The sequence below is a fragment of the Millionella massiliensis genome, assembly GCF_900104655.1.
Taxonomy (GTDB): domain Bacteria; phylum Bacteroidota; class Bacteroidia; order Bacteroidales; family Rikenellaceae; genus Rikenella; species Rikenella massiliensis.
This window is the reverse complement of record NZ_FNWD01000002.1, coordinates 1,006,293-1,027,606: the sequence shown is the minus strand read 5'-3', so window position 1 is coordinate 1,027,606 and position 21,314 is coordinate 1,006,293. Positions and strand designations below refer to the sequence as shown.

Sequence of the window (21,314 nt, the reverse complement as noted above, 5' to 3'; positions counted from 1 at the left end):
ACCATCATAACAGATGGTCGCCCGGCTTGCGTTTTTTCTTACGAAGAGGGAAATGTTTGAACTTGTATGCTGTGGAAGTAAAAGACGAATGCGATGTGATACGAGAGGGTGGGTACGTTCGGAGGTTGCGTTTAAGAGAGGGAGCAGTTAAAGATGGAGGGGAAATGCCGTCGGTAATGGTACAGAGAATGTGGTGCGGTTCGGTTTTTGTGCCGCAGTTTCAGTGATGGCGACAAAGGTGTCTCCCCGTGACGGACGCGAGGACGAAAAATCGTGGGAAAGCCCTCCTTCGGTAAACGAATTAGTGCTAAATTTGTCGTGCGCTGTGCTGTCGCAGGCGTCCCGGACACGATGGCCGGGAAACCCGATCCGCTTCTCTTTCCGCAGTGATTGTCCGTATCGCAAAAAAAATAGTCAAAGTGAGTTTGACGGTGCTTTCCACCATGTTGATCGTGGTTGTGGCACTGCCCATTCTCGCCGGGCTTCTGCTACAGGTCGGCTTCGTTCAGAACTATGCCGTCGATCGCCTGACCCGGTGGTTGACCGAAAAAAGCGGAACGACCATCACCATCGATCATGTCAATATAGCCTTCTTCAACCGTGCCGTACTGGAAGGGGTTTACGTCCAGGATCCCCAGGTGTCGCAGGATACGTTGCTCTATGCACAGCGTCTGAGCGTTGGGATTGACGGGATCAACTTTTTCAACGGGAATACCGCGCTGGGAGCCGTGTCGCTCTCCGACGGGGTGCTGCATGTGGCCAAGGATTCGACCGGTGTGACCAACCTCAAACGGGTCATCGATCGCTTCAAACCTAAGGTCCCGCGGAAAATCCGGCTCCATCTCTCGGCCCGCGAACTCAACCTGATCGGGATGCGTTTCACGCTTCGCGATTATGCCTCTCCCGTGCGGGAGCATGGGGTCAACTTTCGCGATCTCGACCTGCAGAATCTCCATTTTCAGGCTCGCGGGATTGCTGTTCGCGGTGACTCCGTCGCGTGCCGGATCGAGCACCTGACCTTCCACGAAAAGAGCGGTTTCTATCTGCAACACCTCACCTCCGAAGAAGTGTCGGTCGGACAGACCGGGGTACGCTTTGCCGATCTGAGCGTCGAGACGCCTCTGTCTGTGCTCCAGTTCGACCGTCTCAACCTGCTGTACGACGATTGGTCGGCCTTCCGCGACTTTGCCCATCAGGTGCGGCTCGATGTCGCGCTCGGTCCCTCGACGCTCGCCTATCGAACACTGGCGGCCTTCTCGAAGAAACCGACGTCGATACGGCTTGCGCTCGGCATGGAGAGCGCCGTTGTGCAAGGACCCGTTTCCTCGCTTCGCGGGCAGATTCACAGTGCCCACACCGGAGGGACGCAACTCGACGCCTCGTTCGAAGTGACGGGTCTGCCCGACGTGAGCCAAACGTGGCTGCGCGTGCAGGTCGAACGGTTGGAGACTGATGCGCAGAGCATCCTCGCCACCTATTCCGATGTCAGCGACGGGCGGTCGCCCGGGCGACTCGCTCCGATTCTGGAACGAGCCGGTCAGGTTCGTTTTGCGGGGACGTTCGACGGACTTTTGAAAGATTTTAAAGCCACCGGACTGTTGACCACCGCTCTCGGGAGTGCCCGTGCCGAACTGAAATTCATGCCCGCCACGCAGCCTGGCGCTGTTCGTTTGCAGGGGCGTGTGGAGACCGAAGAGTTCCGGCTCGGCGAACTGCTCGGCTCCGGGCAACTGGGCTTGCTCAGCCTCTCTGCGCAGGTCGATGCGCTGGCCCGGATGGGCGAATTGTCCCTGACGACCGATGTAGAGATTGGACGGCTCGATTTCAAAAACTACACCTATTCCGGCATCCGGATGGATGGCCGTTTTACCGGGCGCACGTTCGAAGGGAGAATCAGCTCGTCCGATCCGAACCTCGACTTTGTGACCAGCGGTCGTTTCTCGCTGGCCGAGGATGTGCCCGCCTACGACTTCGAGATGGATCTGAACAATGCCGATCTGGTGGCCCTAAAGCTCAATCGCCGCGACTCCGTGTCGCGACTGGCGATGCGTTTCCGCGCCCACGCTACCGGTACCACGCTGGATAACATCAACGGAACGGCCGCGATCGACAGCCTCAGCTACGTCAACCACATCGATACGGTCCATACCGGAGTGATCCATTTCGAAGCGCAGAATACGCCCCAAAGCAAACGCCTCATCATGCGTTCCGACTTTGCCGATTCCGAACTGCGGGGCAGCAACAGCTACAATCACATTTTCCGCTTCTTTGGGCAGACCCTGAAGCAGTACCTTCCCTCCATGCCGGCCGGGACAGCTTCGCCGACTGCCGGGGAGGGCACGGCAGCGGAGGAGCAAAGGGAGGAAGGCAGTCAGCCGTCGCCTGCGGAGGGCGATTCCGCCGGGGAGGGTGCTGAGGCCGAAAACGGTTACTACCTGGTCAAACTGAATGTGAAACAGGCCAACAACGTGGCGGCGATCTTTGTGCCCGGGCTGGAGATTGCCGAAGGGTCGTCGCTGGCATTCCTCTTCAATCCCTATCTGAACGATTTCAGTCTGAGCGTCAAGTCGGACTATATTCTGCAACGTCAGTTCTATATCGGTAATCTGGTCGTGGAGTGTCGCAACCAGGCCGACTCGGTGTCGATCTATGCGTCGGCCGACCAATTCGGTGTGGGGAACCTCGACCTGCCCAATCTATCGGTTGTTGGCGGCATCCGGGATAACCGGATTGCGTTGGCAACGCGGTTCCGGAATCCCGACAACGGGGCCAACGCCCTGATTAGCACCAGTACGACGTTCGGACGGTCGGTCGACGGGCTGCCCCAGATGGATGTGGCGCTCAATCCGACGACCTTCTTCGTCGGCGGTCAGTTGTGGTACATTACGCCGAGCCACGTCGTGCTCGATTCGACCGGCATTGATTTCCACCGTTTCCGGCTGTGGGGCGAGGGGCAGGAGTTGTCCATCAATGGACGCGCCTCTGCCTCGGAAGAGGATACGCTTCAGATTCGGATGCAGAATTTCGACCTCTCGCCGCTGACCCGTCTGGTCTCCCGCCAGGGTTATCGCGTGGCGGGGCGCATGGGTGGCGACGCAACCTTCGTCGCGCCGCTCGGAGCCATGCAGTTCCAGGCCGACATGACGATCGATTCGCTGGCCCTGAACGACTATGCGCTCGGGACGGTCGATTTCCGCAGTGAATGGGACCGGCCGCGGCGCTGGGTACGCTTTATGGCCTCGACACGGCAGGGCGAGACCCCCATTTCGGGCGTCTATGACAGTCGGGGAAAACGCTATCGGGTCGATTTCAATTTTCCCCGTTTCGATATGGCTCTGCTTGAACCCCTGTTGCAGGGAGTGCTGATCCAGACGGCCGGGACGGCCAACACCAAACTGACCATGACCGGCGGTCCCGAAGGCGGCCCGCTGCTCAACGGGACGATTCAGGTCGAGAACTACGAGGCGACGGTCGATTATACCCGTGCGCGTTATCGGCTGGCGGGGCCGGTGACGGTGCGCAACAACCGTTTCGAGTTGCCCGAGGTGCCCATCTCGGACGGCAACGGTGGCGGCGGGGTGATCTCTGCCTGGTTCGACAGCCAGTATTTCCGTCATCTGCGGTTCGGCGTGAAGATTGATTTCCGGGACATGTTGTGCCTGAATACATCGGCGGGCGACAATCCCGACTTCTACGGGAAAATGTACGGTACGGGAGCCTTCTCGGTGACGGGCGATGACTTTAAAACCATGCTCGACGTACGGGCCGAGACGGCGCGAAGCTCAACCTTCGTGTTGCCGCTGTCCGACGTGTCGACCATTGCCGAGGCGGACTTTATCTCTTTTGCCCGCCCCAAACCCGAGCAGGAGAAGCCGGCCGATCATGTGGCGGCTTTCCGGCGGAACCTCCAGCAGGCTGTCAACCGGCGTCGGACCAAAAGCGAACTCAACGTGAACCTGAACGTCTCGGTGCTGCCCAATACCGAAGGACAGATCGTGATGGATCCCAAACTGGGGGATGCCATCAAGGGGCGTGGCAACGGCCGTTTCCGCATCAATGTGGTGCCCGACCGGGATATCTTTACGATGGACGGACAGTTCGATATCTCGGAAGGGACGTATCTCTATACGTTGTACGGGGTGCTGGCCAACAAGTATTTCGTGATCCAACCGGGCAGCTCGATCCAGTGGATGGGGGATCCGACCGATCCGTTGGTCAATATCGACGCCGTCTATCGGGTCCGTACCTCGCTCAAACCTCTGTTGGGTGAGACGCAGGGCAGCAATACCGGGAACGGTAACGTGAGTGTCAACTGCGGAATCCACCTGACCGAACACCTGTTCAACCCCACGGTGCAGCTGTCGATCACGGCGCCCGGAGCCGACCCCGAAACGAAAAACCTGTTGCGTAACCTGCTCAACACCGAGGAGTCGACCACCATGCAGTTTGCCTACCTGATGCTCTCGAACAGCTTCATGCCCGACGACCAGACCAACGCCATCGGTACGATGAGCGGTTCGCTGGCCGGTATTGCCGGGCTGGAGTTCCTCTCGAACCAGATCAGCAACCTGATTTCGGGGTCGAACTACAACATCCGTTTCGGCTATCGTCCGCAGAGCGAACTGACCTCCGAAGAGGTGACTTTCGACGTCGGAGCCGACATCATTGCCAACAAACTGTCGGTCGAGGTGGGTGGTAACTACGACGTGGGGCAGCGCGGCGCCTACACCACGACCAACAACCCGCTGTCGGTGGATGGTTATGTAACGTGGGTGCTGAACAAGTCGGGCTCGCTGAAACTCAAGGGATTTACCCGTACGATCGACCGTTTCGATGAGTCGCAGGGGTTGCAGGACAACGGTGTCGGGATCTACTACCGGCAGGAGTTCCAGAGCTGGAAGGACCTTCAGCAGCGTTATCGGGCCTGGCGTGAGGCGGTCCGTTTGAGACGGGCTGTGCGTCAGGAAAAACGGTTTGAAAAGCGGCAGTTGAAAAAGGCCGGGCGTTTCGAGCCGGAGGACACGTCCGGTTCCGTGCCCGAAGAGGCAAAAGATACGGTGGCCGTCGATGCGGTATTGCCTTCGGATACGACTCGCGTGGGGGCTCCTGTTTCGGGTGATGGGGCGCGTAGAGCGAAATAGGATGGCTCTGCGGGACGGGGTGATTGCGTGCTGTGTGAGGGGTTTTGTTGTGGACGGCGAGGGGATGGACTGTTTATGTTTGTTGAGGTGCAGAGAGGGGCGGTTGGCGAAGAGATACGAATTCGAAAGAGAGGGTGTGTGCCGAACCGAATGTGTTGAGGAGACGGTGTGTTACAATGATGTGTGGAGAGGGAAGATGGCGGAACGGTCGGGAAAATGGGCTAATGGAATAACGAAAACGGCGACGAGCATGGTTGGGTGCTCGTCGCCGTTTTTTGTGTAGAAAAGGATGTTATGCGGTCGATGTTGCGTGGTCGATGTTGTGCGGGCAAGGGAGTGACCGATGGGGTGTGCGGGTTATTCTTCGCGGAGCAGCTCGTCGAGGGTGATGCGCTGGAAGAGAATCCGTTCCTGGCTGCTCTCGAAAAATACCCCGACCGTCTGCGGGTCGATCGAAGTGATGCACGAGTAGCCGTATCCGGCCGTCGAGTCGAGCAGGATGCCGTGGCTCCAGGTCATGCCGTCGTCACGGCTGACCCGAAGGGTCATGTTGCGACGCTCGGTCCGGGAGGCCGGGTTGCAGAAGAGCAGCAGACTCTGGGCAGTACCGTTCTCGGTATAGGTGTGGCGGTGCAGCGATGCCATACAGACCGGCTCGATCAGGGTGCTCTCCGAGGTGGGGTGTACCTCCCAGTGGGCCCCCAGGTCCGAAGTGGTGCAGACTACGCGGCCCGTCCGGCGGTTGTTCCGCATGTTGAGCATCAGCCGGCCGTCGCTGAGCTCGACTACGGCGCATTCGGTCGTGTTGCTTGCGGCCGGTGCCGAGGCGTGCCAGGTGCGGCCGCCGTCGCGGCTCCACGTGATGTTCGAAAAGGGCATTCCCGTGCTGTCACGGCCCTGTGTCGGGAAAACGAGTACGCCGTCGCGTGTCACGATCCCCTTGCCGGGAGCTGGAGCGTAGAGCCACCACGACGGATCCTTCGTGGCGGAGGTGATGTCGCGCGGGTAGGACCAGGTCTGGCCGTCGTCCGAACTTTCGGCAATCAGGAACTGACAGGTCTGGTAGGGGCTTAGACCGGGTTGCGAGCCGCGGCCGGCCCACTGGTGCTGCCACCGGGTACTCTCTTCGGTCAGCCCCTTGATCCACCGGCCTTCGCTGTCCAGCAGTCCGTGCATCCAAAGACCGGCCACATAGATCTTGTTCCGGGCGCTGTCGACCAGAATGCAGGCGTCGCTCACGCCGTTGTACTTAGCGGGCAGGCGGCCCCAGCGTCCCATGTCGAGCACGATGCGCATCGGTTCCCAAGTGCTGCCGCCGTCGATCGAGCGGCTCAGGCCGATGGCCATTCGTCCCTGAAGGTCGCGGGCCGATTCGTAGCGGGCGTCGTAGATGGCCAGCAGGGTACCGGCCGGGGTGGTAGCGATGCCGGGGATGCGGCTGGTGTGGACGCTGTCCTGACCGTGGTAGCGGACCACGACCGAGGGGCGTTGGGCCTGCGAAACCCAGGCAGAGAGTCCCAGCAGAGCGAGGAGGAGAATACGTTGCATGGCGAGTTTATATGGGGTGTTGTGTTTCTTGGGAGGGGAGTGAGGTCATGTCGGCGTCGGGTCTGCGGGCGGGCGGCGTGCCGGAATGGTGGTATTTACGACGGGGTGACGGGAGCTGTAAAGGGGTGTTGAATGGGCTAAAGGGTGATTCGTATGACGCGGTGAGCGTCCTGACGCACTTTGTAACGGTCGTCGATGCGTCGGCCGACCAGCCAGACGATGGTCTCGCCGGAGAGCAGCACCCCCTGTCGGGCCTTTTCGGTGACGGGTATCTTGGCGTCGATCAGAAAGTCGCTCACCTTTTTCTGGCCGACCATTCCGAGCGGGATGAACCAGTCGCCCTCCTGCCACAGGCGCAGGGTCAGTGGAAACTTCAGCGCATCGGCTGAGAGGTAGGCCACGTTGGCGGGCGTGGCGAGGCTCTCCGGAAGCTCTCCCACGGTGAGCCATTCGATGCGCGGGTCGTCGGCTGCGATCTGCTCGTCGCGGAAAGGCTCGACGGTGCGGGGAACGAGCAGCAGCCGGTTGCGATCGACTACGGCGCTCCAGAGCGGCGCTTCGAATCGCTTGCCTGAGGCGGTCAGATCGTTGTCGGCGTCGTGTCCCAGCAGCAGATCGGCGAGGTCGGCTACCGTTTCGGAAGCAAATCCATACGGTCGGAGCAGTTCGTGGAGCTCGAAAGCGAGGCACTCGGGGTCGAGCCGTTCGAGGTCGATGGTGTGGTCGTCGAGGGCGGCGGCCCGAAGCCGGGCGATCTGCAGGTCGATGAACCGCTGTGTCTGCTGCAGGCGCAGCAGGTTCTCCTCCATGGTGCGGGCGAAACGGTTGTTCGAGGCGCTGTCGAAGCGGGGCAGAATGTCGTGGCGCAGCCGGTTGCGGAGGTATTTGAGGGTGGCGTTGGTCGAATCCTCGCGGTAGGGAACGGCGTGGCGGGCGGCGTAGGCGGTGTTGTCGTCGCGCCGTGCGGAGAGCAGCGGCCGGGTGATGCGTCCGCGGCGGGCGCTGATGCCGGCGGTGATGTCGTCGCGCCGTGCGAAGAGCAGCGGCCGGATGATGCGTCCGCGGCGGTCGCTGATGCCGGTCAACCCGCGCAGCCCGGTGCCGCGAACGAGGTTGATGAAAAAGGTCTCGATCGAGTCGTCGGCATGGTGGGCGATGGCGATTTTCGTGTATCCGTGCTGGTCGCAGAGGGTGTCGAACCACTCGTAACGCAGTCGGCGGGCGGCCATCTGGATCGATTCGCCGTGGGTACGGGCTTCGGTTTCGGTGTCGAAACGGATGGTGTGCAGCGGAATGCCGTACTGGCGGCAGTAGCTTTCGACCAGTTGCTGGTCGCCGTCGGACTCTTCGCCGCGGAGGGTGAAGTTGCAGTGGGCGGCGACCAGTCGGCCTTCGAAAACGCGACGTGCGAGGTCGAGCAGGGTCATCGAGTCGATGCCGCCGCTCACAGCGACCAGCAGCCGGTCGTCGGGTGTGGTCAGCCGACGGGAGCGAATGTATTGGCGAAACTCTTCGAGCATGGTTGATGCGGTTTTAGGGGGTTAAGCGAGCAGGAGGTGCGGAAGCGGAAGGGTGGCGCACTCCGTCGCGGTATGTGTGTTTCGCGGGGTATTCTCCGTCGGCGAGTGTGGGGGCTGACTCGTTGCGCAGGGCTTGTCGGAGGTGTCGAATCTGCCGGAAGTGCAGAGCGGCGGGCGGTGTCGGGTCTGTGGGGCGGCGTCGGATCGGACGGTACTGCGGGCGTTCCCGGCTCCGGAGGGCGGGGCGATCAGCCTTTGATAAGTCCGATTTTGCTCAGGAAGATGATGGCTACGGCGATGGGCGATACGTAGCGGATCACAAAACGGAAAACGGGGAATATCCGGTTGTTGTACATGCCGTTGGTGGTGAATACCTTGCGCAGCCGTTTCTCGGAGATGTGCCAGCCGGCGAAGATGACGATCAGCAGCCCGCCGATGGTCATCAGGTAGTTGGACGACAGCATGTCGAGGAAGTCGAAGACGTTGTAGTCCCCGATCATCAGGCGCGAGCCTTCGACCTGCGACTGGGCGCACAGCGCGGCCACCAGGCAGAGGGTAATGAGCAGCCAGAGCACGGCGCGTCGGCGGGTCATTTTGAGTTCTTCCATCATGTAGTTGGTCATCATCTCGAAGATCGATACCATCGAGGTGAGGGCGGCGATGGTGATCAACAGGAAGAAGAGGATGCCGACGTACTGTCCACCGGCCATCTGTCCGAAGACGTTGGGCAGCGTGAGGAAGATCAGGTCGGGGCCTTGGGTGGGGCTGATGCCGAAGGTGAAGACGGCCGGGAAAATGGCGATGCCGGAGATGATGGCGATCGAGGTGTCGATCATCGTGACGATGCCTTTGGAGCGGAGCATGTTCTCGGGTTTGACCACGTAGGAACTGTAGGTGATCATCACGCCCATGCCGAGGCTCAGCGTGAAGAAGACCTGTCCCAGGGCGTCGAGCACCGTATTGGCCGTAATTTTCGAGAAGTCGGGTTTGAACAGGAAGCTCATGCCGGCTCCGAACCCGTCGAGGGTGAAGGAGTTGATGCAGAGCAGCAGCAGAATGAAGATCAGCAGCGGCATGAGGATTTTGTTCCACCGTTCGACCCCTTTTTCGACCCCTTTCAGAACGACGAAGGCGGTCAGAGCAAGGAAACCGGCGCTCAGCAGGATCGGCTGCCAGCCGGTGTTTTTGAAGGCGTTGAAGCTGGCGGCGATCTCGTCGTGGCTCAGGCCGACGTTGGCGTTGATGATCGAGTCGTAGAGGAAGCGGACGCTCCATCCGGCGATGACGCTGTAGAAACCGAGGATACAAAAGCCGGCCACGACGCCCATGTAGCCTACCAGGTACCATTTGCTGCGTGGAGCGAGCTGTTTGAACGAGCCGACGGCACCGCGGTGGGTGGCTCGTCCGATGACGAACTCCGACAGGATCAGTGGAAGGCCGACCAGCAGAATCAGAAACAGGTATAAAAGCAGGAAGGCGGCGCCGCCGTTGACTCCGGCCAGGTAGGGGAATCGCCAGATGTTACCCAGTCCGACGGCCGAGCCTACCACGGCCATCATGGTTCCGAAATTGCTGCTGAATGCGCCCCGCTGTTCTTTCATGTCAAATTTTTGTTGGTGGAGTGAAAAAATGGGAATCGTCACGGGGGTGTGCCGGTCAGGGGGCGGGTTGTGCTCCCGGTGCGGAACAGGAGGGCAGCAGGGGGGAGTGCTGCCGCTGGTGGACGATTCCGACCGTATCAAAATGCAAAGGTAACGATATCCTGCATTTCTGCGTGTGGTTTCGGGAGTCTGATTCTCAACGGCGTTTACTTCTCGTCCCCTCTTCCGGAACGGAGTTGCCGCCTCGGGAGAAGGGACGATTCGCGAGATCTCCACCCAAAATCGGGCGAAAACGGATATGTTTACCAATACAAAAATAGTGTAAATTTGCGAAGCGGAAGGTGTCTGTGCCTCCGCTTTTTCATTACAGCCATGATTTTCAAACCGCAACAATATCGAATCGAAGACCGAATCGGTCAACCTTTTATCGACGAACAGGAGATCGAATCCCTTTTGGCAGACCATGCACACCCCACGTCGGCTCAGATCGACGAAGTGATTGCCCACGCCATGGAGCGTGAACGGCTCGACCTGACGCAGGTGGCCACGTTGCTCGGTGCCTCGGCTGCCGACCGCGAACGGGTCAAGGAGGCTGCCTCGCTGCTTAAACGTGAGGTCTACGGCAATCGGATCGTTCTTTTCGCGCCGCTCTACGTCGGCAACCACTGTACGAATCGTTGCGCCTATTGCAGCTTCCGGGCAGACAGCCGGGAGACTGTGCGTAAGACCCTCTCCCAGCAGGAACTGGTGCAGGAGGTCGAGGCGCTCGAACGCGCCGGTCATAAACGGCTGATCCTCGTTTATGGCGAGCACCCGCTCTATAACCCTGAGTTCATTGCCCAGACTGTCCGAACCACTTACGGTGTGAAGACGGCACCGGCCGGGGAGATCCGGCGGGTCAACATCAATGCGGCGCCGCTCACGGTCGAGGGGTTCCGCACGGTTCACGAAGCCGGTATCGGAACGTATCAGATTTTCCAGGAAACCTACCATCGCGAGACCTACAAACACTATCACCTGGGGGGTAAAAAGATGGATTACGACTGGCGGCTGACCGCCTTCGACCGGGCGATGGAGGCCGGAATCGACGACGTCGGCCTCGGTGCGCTGCTGGGGCTGCACGACTGGCGTTTCGAGATCATGGCCCTCGTGCGGCACACCAACCACCTCGAGGCCTGCTTCGGCGTGGGGCCCCACACCATCTCGTTCCCGCGCATCAAGGAGTCGTCGGCCTCGCTGCCCGCCGCGTCGCCCGTGAACGACGAGGACTTTGTCTACGCCATTGCCGTGCTGCGGCTGGCCGTCCCTTATACGGGGCTGATCCTCACGGCACGCGAACCGGCCGAAGTGCGTGATGCGGCCATCCGTTACGGTGTGTCGCAGATCGACGGCGGTACGCGGCTCGAAATCGGCAGCTACTCGGAAGAGCCTCAGGAGGAGCAGGGAACGCGTCAGTTCGCCATCAACGACGACCGCTCGCTGGATGAAATCATCGGCAAACTCACCCAAAACGGCTATCTGCCCTCGTTCTGCACGGCCTGCTACCGCCGCGGGCGTACCGGCGAACACTTCATGGAGTTCTCCGTGCCCGGGTTTATCAAACGTTTTTGCGGCCCGAATGCTATCCTGACCCTGGCCGAATATCTTTCGGACTACGCTTCCGAAGAGGTGGCCCGCCGTGGGTGGGAGGCGATCGAGGCGGCACTGGCCGAACTGCCGGCCGCTTCGGCCGAGCTGACGCGTGAACGTCTCGAACGGGTGCGTGCCGGCGAACGCGATCTCTATTTTTAGTGCTGCGCTATTTTGATGCGGGGGGTGACAGGGCCGGTGCTGCGGGTAGGGTGACAGGGCTGGTGTTGCGGGCAATGCGGCGTGGGTAATACGGCGTTGCGGATCAAGCGGGGTAGGGAATACGGTGAGCGAGGTGATGCGGTGTCTTCTCTGCGACCCGAGGCGCGCTGCGGAATGTGCTGTGAAGAACGAAATGTCCCGAACCGGACTCTTTGGTGCAGACCGGGTTGTCGAACGGAATCAATTTTCCGGCAAGTGGCTGTAAATCTGTGTGCAGTACATGGCGTTTGTTCGACCGGCAAGCAAGATCGCCCGGGACGGAGAACGGTTCGGCCGCTCACACGCGCTTGCAGGCGCAGAGATCGCCAAAAATCACTATCTTTGTCGGCATAACGTTTTTTATCAAACTTTTTCTGAGATTATGATCCTTTTGCAGGCCGCTGAGGTGGCGGCCAAACCCGAAACCATTGGCCTCGGCTCGCTGATTTTGGCCGGGGGCTGGCTGATGATCCCGCTGTCGATCCTGTTGGCCGTTACGATCTTCATCTTTTTCGAACGCTTCTGGATGATCCGCCAGTCGTCGGGCAAAACCGATTCCGGATTCATGACCAAAGTGCGTGACCTGATCTACGAAGGGAAATACGACCAGGCCATCCAGTACTGCCGTTCGCGCCGCACCCCTGTGGCACGCATGATCGAAAAAGGGATCATGAACCTCGGTCGGCCCAAAGCCGACATCCAGGCTGCCATTGAAAACGTCGCCAACCTCGAAGTGTCGCGGCTCGAAAACGGGCTCCCCTTCCTGGCCACCACGGCCGGCGGTGCGCCGATGATCGGGTTCCTCGGCACGGTGCTCGGGATGGTGCAGGCCTTTATGGATATGGCCGCTGCCGGCGGATCGGTCGACCTGTCGATCCTGGCCAGCGGGATGTACACCGCCATGATCACCACCGTCGGCGGTCTGGTCGTGGGGATTCCCGCCTACTTCGGCTACAACTACCTCGTGGCGCGGATCGAAAAACTGGTCTTCCAGATGGAGGCCAACACCATCGCCTTCATGGATATCGTCACGGCGCATGAAAACCCGATGATCGGGGGTAACTACATTAATCGATAGCAGACCATGGCCATCAAACGGGGTTCCAAAATCGACATGGGCGGAAGTTCGGCGTCGCAAACCGACCTGATCTTCCTGTTGCTGCTCTTCCTGATGATCTCGACGACCCTCATCAACCCCAACGCGCTCAAACTGCTGTTGCCCAAGAGCAGCAATGCCAACAAGGAGAAACCTTACACCACGGTCTCGATCACGGCCGACCTGCAATACTTTGTCGAAACGGAGCAGGTACCCTTCTCGGAGCTCGCCTCGCGGTTGCAGGCACGGCTCAACGGTGTGGAGGATCCGACTGTGTCGCTTCACTGCGATCGCACGGTGCCCGTCGACGAAGTGGTGAAGGTAATGAACATCGCCCGCGACAACAAATACAAACTGGTGCTGGCCACCGCGCCCGAATAGTCCCCTGTCTGAGGCTCGTGAGGCGACAGCCTCCACGGCGGGGCGGTGAACTACGCGAGGCGAACCGCGAGGGAAAGAGGGAGACCGAAGGGTGAAAGAGGATGAAAGGCGAGGCTCCCGGTTGTCCGACGTGCGGAGAGTGAAAAATAGGAACACAAACGGAGAGTGTAGGGATCGAATCAGAGAGTCCCCTTCTCCTCATCAGAACACGATACACAAGCAGATATGAACGCAGAAACTACCATAAAGAAATGTTGTGAACGGGCCGTCGCAGCCCTCTACGGCAACACCACGATGCCTGAACTGCAAGTTTCCAAAACCCGTAAGGAGTTTGCCGGAGACTATACGCTGGTGACCTTCCCGCTGCTCAAAATGAGCCGCAAATCGCCCGAAGCCACCGCACAGGAGATCGGGCAGTGGATCGTAGCCAACTGTCCCGAGACCGTCAGCGACTTCAACGTCATCAAAGGGTTCCTGAACCTCACGCTGAACCCCGCCTTCTGGCTCGGGTGCCTCGGCAGCCTGATGCAGACCCCCAACTACGGCTTCGTGTGCGACAGCGGCCGGACTGTGATGGTCGAATACAGCTCGCCCAACACCAACAAACCCCTCCACCTGGGCCACATCCGCAACAACCTGCTCGGATACTCCGTCTCAAAGATTCTCGAGGCCAACGGCCACAACGTGATGAAAGTCAACCTGGTCAACGACCGCGGTATCCATATCTGCAAGTCGATGCTCGCATGGCTGCGTTTCGGTAACGGCGAAACCCCCGAATCGTCCGGCATGAAGGGCGACCACCTGGTCGGTAAATACTACGTCGAATTCGACAAAGCCTACAAAGCCGAAATCAAGGAACTCGTAGCCGGCGGTATGGACGAGGAGAGTGCCAAACGCGAGGCTCCCATCATGAAGGAGGCTCAGGCCATGCTCCGCAAGTGGGAGGCCAAGGATCCCGAAGTGTACGCCCTGTGGGAGAAGATGAACGGATGGGTCTACAAAGGTTTCGACGAGACCTATCGTGCCATGGGCGTTTCGTTCGACAAGGTCTATTACGAATCGAACACCTATCTGCTCGGTAAGGAGTTGGTACAGAAAGGGCTCGACGCCGGGATCTTCTTCCGCAAGGAGGACAATTCGGTTTGGGCCGACCTGACCGGCGACGGTCTCGATCAGAAACTGCTGCTGCGCGGCGACGGTACGAGCGTCTATATGACGCAGGACCTCGGAACCGCCGTACAGCGTCACGACGAATACCACTTCGGCGACATGATCTATGTGGTCGGCAACGAACAGAACTACCACTTCCAGGTGTTGAAACTCATCCTGCGCAAGCTGGGTTACGAATGGGCCGACAACATCTTCCACCTTTCGTACGGGATGGTCGAGTTGCCCGAAGGCAAGATGAAATCGCGCGAAGGCACCGTTGTCGATGCCGACGACCTGATTGCCGAGATGGCGGCCACTGCCCGTGCCGTGGCGCAGGAGGCCGGCAAGGTCGATGACCTCACCGAAGAGGAACAGGCCGAAATCTCGCGAATCGTGGGTCTCGGTGCGCTCAAGTATTTCATCCTCAAGGTCGATCCCAAGAAGACCATGCTCTTCGACCCGAAAGAGTCGATCGACTTCAACGGCAACACCGGTCCCTTCATTCAGTACACCTATGCCCGTATCCGCTCGCTGCAGCGTCGGGCCGAGGCGCAGGGGATTGCAGCCGCCACGACGGCCGGTGACTTCGATGCCGGTCGTCTGCCCGAACCCAAAGAGATTGAACTGATTAAACACCTGACCGAGTTCGGCGGCGTTGTGGCGCAGGCCGGGGCCGACTTCTCGCCCGCCGTTGTTGCTGCATACGCCTACGATCTGGCCAAAGAGTTCAACCAATACTATCACGACTACCCGATCCTCAAAGAGGGCGTGGCCGAAGCCGACCGCAAGTTCCGCCTTACGCTCGCTTCGCAGGTGGCCCTGACGCTGAACAAAGCCATGGGGCTGCTCGGCATCGAGATGCCCGAACGGATGTAGTGTCCGGCCCTCCCCGCAAAGCCCTCCGATAAGATTCGCGCCCTTGCCCTATTTGCACGTGCGAACACCTCGTCTGCTGAACGCTCGGCAGCACGTGGTGCACGAAAAGGGTGTATGGCAAGGGGAGCGCACATCGCGATGTCGCGTGTCGCCAAGCCATCCGCCGTGGTACCGAAGCCAGAGAGCGGGAAAGGTCGCGGAGCGGAGGAGTAGGCGGATGGAGGGGGAGAAGGAGATTGAGGGAGAGTGGGAGGACGTACGAAAATGAACCATCGATAGAAATCCGAACGATATGAAAAAACGGTTCCTGCGATTGATCCAGCTTGCAGCGATCGGCCTGACCCTCGGGCTGACCGTTTCCGGTGTCGAAGCCCGGAAGAAGAGTTGCGAACCCGTGATTCTGGCCTACGTTACCTCCGGGACCACCATCCCGGTCGATCCGACCGTCGTGACCCACATCAACTACGCCTTCGGAACCGTCAAACCGACCTTCGACGGCGTCAACATCCAGCGTCCCGAGTATCTGCGACAGATTGTGCAGCTCAAGGAGCAGAATCCCGACCTGCGCGTGTTGCTCTCGATCGGCGGATGGGGAGCCGGCGGATTCTCGGAGATGGCCTCCAACGACACGCTGCGTGCCGCTTTTGTCCGCGATTGCCAGCAGATCGTTCGCGATTTCCGCCTTGACGGCATCGATCTCGACTGGGAATATCCCGGCAGTTCGGCCTCCGGAATCGCTTCTGCGCCCGAGGATGTCGATAACTTTACCCGCCTGATGGGGGAACTGCGGAAGGCGCTCGGGAAGAAAAAACAGCTCACTTTCGCTTCGGCTGCGTCGGCTCAGCACGTTGACTTCCCGGCCGTTATGCCCTATGTCGATTTCGTTAACCTGATGTGTTACGATATGGGGCGTCCCTCCTACGGTATGCACCATTCGGCCCTCTATCCCTCGCCCCGTGCGCGGTGGAGCATCGACCAGTCTGTGGCGGCCCATCGCGAAGCCGGCGTGCCCGACCAGAAGATCGTTGTCGGCGTACCTTTCTACGCCCACGCCAACACCCGCCTCGGTTACTCGGACTTTGTCAGCTATACCCAGGCGACCACGATTTTTCCCGGTGCCCGCTATGTAGTCGATACGGTGGCCGGCGTGCCCTATGTCGAGGACAGTACCGGACAGATGCTCTGCGTGTACGACGATCCCCGTTCGTTGCGGCTCAAGTGCCGCTATGTGCATCAGAACGGACTGCGCGGGGTGATGTACTGGGAGTACGCTTCGGACGACCAGCAGGGCTCCCTGCGGCGAGCCGTCTACGATGCCATGCGGAGCGACGAGGAGTAACCCCGCAACTGCCGTCCGGCCTCCGGCCGTGGCAACCGATATACGAGAATAAACAAAAAACGAGATAAATACCATGTTTGAAAATCTGAGCGATCGCCTGGAGCGGTCATTCAAGATACTGAAAGGCCAGGGCCGTATCACCGAGATCAACATTGCCGAGTCGCTCAAGGAGATCCGGCGCGCGCTGATCGAGGCCGACGTCAACTACAAAGTGGCCAAATCCTTCACCGACGAAGTCAAGCAGAAAGCCATCGGTCAGGAGGTCATCAAGGCCGTCAACCCCAGCCAGATGATCGTCAAGATCGTCCACGACGAACTGGCAGCCCTGATGGGTGGTACAGCAACGCCCATCAACCTGAAAGATAATCCCGCCATTATTCTCGTGAGCGGTCTGCAGGGTTCCGGTAAAACCACCTTCAGCGGCAAACTCGCCCTCCACCTCAAGAAAAAAGGGCGCGGCGTGCTGCTGATCGGAGGCGATATCTACCGTCCCGCCGCTATCGACCAGCTGAAAGTGCTCGGCGAGCAGATCGGCGTCGAGGTCTATTCCGAGCCCGAAAACAAGACCGATGCCGTCGCGCTGGTGCAGAACGGGATCAAATACGCCAAATCCAAAGGCGGGACCTTCAATACCATCATTATCGATACCGCCGGCCGTCTGGCAATCGACGAGCAGATGATGCGCGAGATCACCGCCATCAAGGAGGCCGTTAAGCCGACCGAGACCCTCTTTGTGGTCGATTCGATGACCGGTCAGGATGCCGTCAATACCGCCAAAGAGTTCAACGACCGTCTCGACTTCGACGGCGTGGTGCTCACCAAACTCGACGGTGATACGCGTGGCGGTGCGGCCATCTCGATCCGCTCGGTGGTCGACAAGCCGCTGAAGTTCGTCAGCATGGGCGAAAAGATGGAGGCTCTCGACGTCTTCCACCCCGAACGTATGGCCGACCGTATCCTCGGCATGGGGGACATCGTTTCGCTGGTCGAAAAGGCCCAGGAACAGTTCGACGAAGAGGAGGCCCGCAAACTCCAGAAAAAACTGGCCCGTGACCAGTTCACCATGCAGGACTTTCTGAACCAGATCCAGCAGATCAAGAAGATGGGTAACATCAAGGACCTCGCTTCGATGATCCCCGGTGTGGGCAAAGCCCTCAAGGATGTGGACATGGACAACAGCATCTTCAAGCAGACCGAAGCCATCATCCAGTCCATGACCCCGGCCGAACGCGAAAATCCGGCCATTCTGAACGGAGTGCGCAAGGCACGTATCGCTCGCGGTAGCGGTACCGACGTGGCTGCCGTGAACCGGCTGCTCAAACAGTTCGACCAGACCCGTAAGATGATGAAGCTCGTGGCCGGAGGCGGAGCCATGGCCCGCATGGCCGGTGCCGCCGCCATGATGCGCCGCAAACGCTAATACCGTTTTCCCGATTTTGTGCCGGAGGGTGTAACTCCTTTGAGAAATAACCGGTGCGGCCGTGTTTGTTTGCTTGCCAAGGTGAGCGGAGGATACAAACGCAGCATAGGGAGAGAAAACCGAGCGCGGAACACATATCTACGGGACGCCGCCTTCCGTGCAGCCGCTGGGGGGGAAGAGAGTATAGTTGAACACAGTTGTCCTGCGGCAGCCTCTGGAAAGTTTCTTTGGTTCTTTCTTTTCAAAGAAAGAACGGTCCCATACGGCCGAACGCGTAAGAACAAACTAACCTAACGATATTTGACATATGCAACTGATAGACGGGAAAGAGGTCGCTGCCGCCCTCAAACGCAAAATGGCAGAAGAGGTCGCCACGATGGAGCGTAAACCGACGCTTGTGGCCATCCTCGTCGGACACGACGGCGCCAGCGAAACCTACGTGGGCCACAAGGAGAAAGCCTGCAACGAAATCGGTTTCAACTCCACCGTACTCCGCTTCGAAGACGATATCACCGAAGAGGCCCTCCTCGGCGAAATCGCCAAACTCAATGCCGATCCGCAGGTCGACGGTTTTATCGTCCAGATGCCCCTGCCCAAGCATATCTCCGAGCAGAAGGTGATCGAAGCGATTGACCCGCGCAAGGACGTCGACGGTTTCCATCCCGTCAACGTGGGCCGCATGATTCTCGGGCTGCCCGCCTATATCTCGGCTACGCCCGAAGGCATCTGCGAACTTCTGCGCTACTACAAAATCCCGACCCAAGGTAAAAACTGCGTGATTGTCGGCCGAAGCAACATTGTAGGCCGACCGATGGCCAACCTGCTCTCCGACAAGGAGTTCAACTGCACGGTGACCCTCTGCCACAGCCGCACCGAAAACCTCAAGGAGGTGTGCGCCGGGGCCGATATTCTGGTTGCAGCGCTCGGTAAGGCCGAGTTTGTGACCGCCGATATGGTCAAACCCGGAGCCGTGGTGATCGACGTTGGTATTACCCGCGTGCCCAGCGACAAGACCCGTAACGGTTGGAAACTCCTCGGGGACGTGAAGTTCGACGAGGTGGCTCCCAAATGCAGCTACATCACCCCTGTTCCTGGCGGCGTAGGCCCGATGACCATCGTCAGCCTGATGAAGAACACCCTGCTGGCCGCCAAAGGCGCCATCTATTCCAAATAATCCGTGCCTGTGCCGGGGACGGTAGGTAGGGGCCGTGGCTGTTGCGCGGTTCACCGACCGACTGTCGATTCTGGCAGGCGCGGCGTCCGAAGCATATCGTTCTCGGACAGAAATTCTCTTCGTTCCGGAGTTGCCATACGCAGCTCCGGAACGGTTTTTGTGGATGCTCGGGGCGATGAGGGCAGGTTTCTCTCCCGCCGAAGTTTGCGCACGCGGGGGGAACTTTTCATGGAGGGGGTTGAGGCAGTGAAGGTCGGGTTTGTCTGATGCGGCACCTCTCAAAATCGGGTCGTGCAGGCAGCTCCTCTTCGAAATTGACCGCGCTGAGGAGTTGGGTGGAGCGTAAGTTGCAAGGCCGGCATTGCTGAATAAACACGCGCTCTGTCGGCGCCGATATTATACGAAGTCAGTCCGGACCGGGCAGGCAAATGAATCGAGTACCACGAATTTTCGGTGCCCCATGCGGCACCAAACGCATAAAATATCGCTCACTATGGGAACGCAGCCACCACGCAAAGTCGCTTTTTATACCCTCGGATGCAAGCTCAACTTCTCCGAAACGGCCACCATTGCCCGTCAGTTCGAGGAGGGCGGTTTCGAACGCGCCCGACGCGGCGAGCAGGCCGACATTTGCGTGATCAACACCTGTTCCGTGACCGAACACGCCGACAAGAAGTGTCGCAACGTTGTCCGCAAGGCCATCCGTGAAAATCCCGGCGCGCTGGTTGCTGTCACGGGCTGTTATGCGCAGCTCCGCCCGGGCGATCTGGCCGCCATCGAAGGGGTCGATATCGTCGTGGGCAACAACGAGAAGGGATCGCTCTATGAGCAGGTTGTCGCCATGCTGCAAAGCGGCCAGCGGACGCTGGAGGTGCACACCTGTGCCGTGGAGGAGATCCGCAACTTCTTTGCCGCCTTTTCGACCGGCGACCGTACCCGTGCGTTCCTGAAGGTGCAGGACGGGTGCAATTACCGCTGCTCCTACTGTACGATTCCCGATGCGCGGGGCGTCAGCCGGAATATCCCGGTGGCCGATCTGGTCGAGGAGGCCCGACAGATTGCCGCACGCGGCGTTCGCGAGGTGGTGCTGACGGGGGTCAACATCGGCGACTTTGGGCGGACGACCGGCGAAACGTTCCTGCAACTGATCCAGGCTCTCGACACTGTGGAGGGGATCGAGCGTTACCGAATTTCGTCCATCGAGCCCAACCTGCTGACCGACGAGGTGATCGATTTCTGTGCCCGTTCCTCGAAATTCGTCCCCCATTTCCACGTTCCGTTGCAGTCGGGCAGCGACCGGATTCTGGCCCAGATGCGTCGGCGTTACAATACGGCCCGTTTCGCGCAGCGGATTGAGCGGGTGCGGGAGGCGATGCCCGACGTCTTCTTCGGTATTGACGTGATTGTCGGTTTCCCCGGTGAGACGGAGCAGGACTTCGAGGATGCTTACCGTTTTCTGGCCGAGACGGTGCGGCCGGCCTATCTGCATATCTTTCCCTACTCCGTGCGGCCCGGTACGCCCGCTGCGGAGTTTCCCGATCAGGTGCCGCCCGATGTGGCGGCTAGTCGGGTGGCCCGTCTGGGCGAACTGTCGGCGCGGCTTCATGCCGAATTCTGTGCCCGCTATGCCGGAACGGTGCGGTCGGTGCTCTTCGAATCGACGGTCCGCGGCGGACGAATGGCCGGTTTCACGGATAACTACATCCGGGTGGTGGTGCCCTACCGGCGCGAGTGGGTCAATCGGGTGGTTCCGGTCGAGCTGGGGCAACTGGCCTCCGCTGCCCCCGAGGCGTCGGGTTATGCCGGCGGCGATGAATTTATGATCGGGCGGGTCGTTGAATAGACTTTACTGAGGTGGCGGGGAGATCGCGTGTGGCGGTGAGGAACGATGGACGGGCCGGGTAGCGGACTCGTGGTGTGATACGGCGGATGATTCCGCAGTGGTGCAAGGAAGGCGAGGCGTCAGCGCGAGGGAAGTGCGGTGGAAGTGGTTGCCACCAAGTTCGGATTGGTAACTCTTATCGGACTCGTTGGTTGAGGATGGGGATTGCAGCATGGGTTCCGCCTCGGGTCTTTTATCGGTAAAATCTATCAGGAGGGATTCGCTCTGGGCGAATCCCTCCTGCTGTGTTGATAAACCGTTGAAACAGTTTTTTGTTATTGTTGCGGGTCGCTTATAGACGAGTTACCCCTTTGTCTCACCTGTCCCCAAAAGGCTGCCGGTCTGACATGGTGTGCC

At 59.6% G+C, this 21,314-nt stretch carries 11 protein-coding genes and 1 pseudogene; 9 read left to right on the top strand and 3 right to left on the bottom strand.

Annotated features, from left to right (window positions below; translation table 11 throughout):
• The first annotated feature begins 419 nt into the window (after window positions 1-419).
• Entirely contained in the window at window positions 420-5,141 is a 4,722-nt protein-coding gene (locus BQ5379_RS04105) for a translocation/assembly module TamB domain-containing protein (RefSeq protein ID WP_143039383.1), read from the top strand.
• A gap of 357 nt (window positions 5,142-5,498) precedes the next feature.
• Here BQ5379_RS04105 and BQ5379_RS04095 read toward each other — a convergent pair.
• The 3 genes and pseudogenes from BQ5379_RS04095 to BQ5379_RS04085 all read right to left on the bottom strand — a co-directional run.
• A pseudogene (locus BQ5379_RS04095) lies at window positions 5,499-6,635 on the bottom strand (sialidase family protein); the annotation flags it as partial.
• A 191-nt stretch (window positions 6,636-6,826) separates the two neighbouring features.
• The gene (gene tilS, locus BQ5379_RS04090) at window positions 6,827-8,209 is read right to left on the bottom strand and encodes a tRNA lysidine(34) synthetase TilS (RefSeq protein WP_071134258.1); all 1,383 of its coding nucleotides are present in this window, start codon (window positions 8,207-8,209) and stop codon (window positions 6,827-6,829) included.
• Window positions 8,210-8,457: 248 nt separating this feature from the next.
• A complete protein-coding gene (locus tag BQ5379_RS04085) occupies window positions 8,458-9,810 on the bottom strand; it encodes a sodium-dependent transporter (RefSeq protein ID WP_071134257.1) in 1,353 nt (450 codons plus the stop codon).
• Window positions 9,811-10,182: 372 nt separating this feature from the next.
• Here BQ5379_RS04085 and hydG point away from each other — a divergent pair, with 372 nt between their 5' ends.
• The 8 genes from hydG to mtaB all read left to right on the top strand — a co-directional run bounded on the left by hydG (window position 10,183) and on the right by mtaB (window position 20,918).
• A complete protein-coding gene (gene hydG, locus BQ5379_RS04080; protein WP_071134256.1) occupies window positions 10,183-11,601 on the top strand; it encodes a [FeFe] hydrogenase H-cluster radical SAM maturase HydG in 1,419 nt (472 codons plus the stop codon).
• Window positions 11,602-12,019: 418 nt separating this feature from the next.
• A complete protein-coding gene (locus BQ5379_RS04075) occupies window positions 12,020-12,718 on the top strand; it encodes a MotA/TolQ/ExbB proton channel family protein (RefSeq protein WP_071135539.1) in 699 nt (232 codons plus the stop codon).
• 6 nt (window positions 12,719-12,724) lie between these two features.
• On the top strand, window positions 12,725-13,117 hold the full coding sequence (locus BQ5379_RS04070; protein WP_071134255.1) for an ExbD/TolR family protein: 393 nt from the start codon (window positions 12,725-12,727) through the stop codon (window positions 13,115-13,117).
• Between the two features lie 225 nt (window positions 13,118-13,342).
• Window positions 13,343-15,142: an arginine--tRNA ligase gene (gene argS, locus BQ5379_RS04065; RefSeq protein WP_071134254.1), complete on the top strand. Its 1,800-nt coding sequence runs from the start codon at window positions 13,343-13,345 to the stop codon at window positions 15,140-15,142.
• Window positions 15,143-15,434: 292 nt separating this feature from the next.
• Window positions 15,435-16,481, top strand: coding sequence for a glycoside hydrolase family 18 protein (locus BQ5379_RS04060; RefSeq protein WP_083377574.1), 1,047 nt, complete (start codon window positions 15,435-15,437; stop codon window positions 16,479-16,481).
• 73 nt (window positions 16,482-16,554) lie between these two features.
• Entirely contained in the window at window positions 16,555-17,901 is a 1,347-nt protein-coding gene (gene ffh, locus BQ5379_RS04055; RefSeq protein ID WP_071134253.1) for a signal recognition particle protein, read from the top strand.
• A gap of 307 nt (window positions 17,902-18,208) precedes the next feature.
• Complete coding sequence (locus BQ5379_RS04050; protein ID WP_071134252.1) at window positions 18,209-19,075, top strand: bifunctional 5,10-methylenetetrahydrofolate dehydrogenase/5,10-methenyltetrahydrofolate cyclohydrolase; 867 nt, start codon at window positions 18,209-18,211, stop codon at window positions 19,073-19,075.
• Window positions 19,076-19,568: 493 nt separating this feature from the next.
• Window positions 19,569-20,918, top strand: coding sequence for a tRNA (N(6)-L-threonylcarbamoyladenosine(37)-C(2))-methylthiotransferase MtaB (mtaB, locus tag BQ5379_RS04045; protein ID WP_083377573.1), 1,350 nt, complete (start codon window positions 19,569-19,571; stop codon window positions 20,916-20,918).
• The last annotated feature ends 396 nt before the right edge of the window (window positions 20,919-21,314 follow it).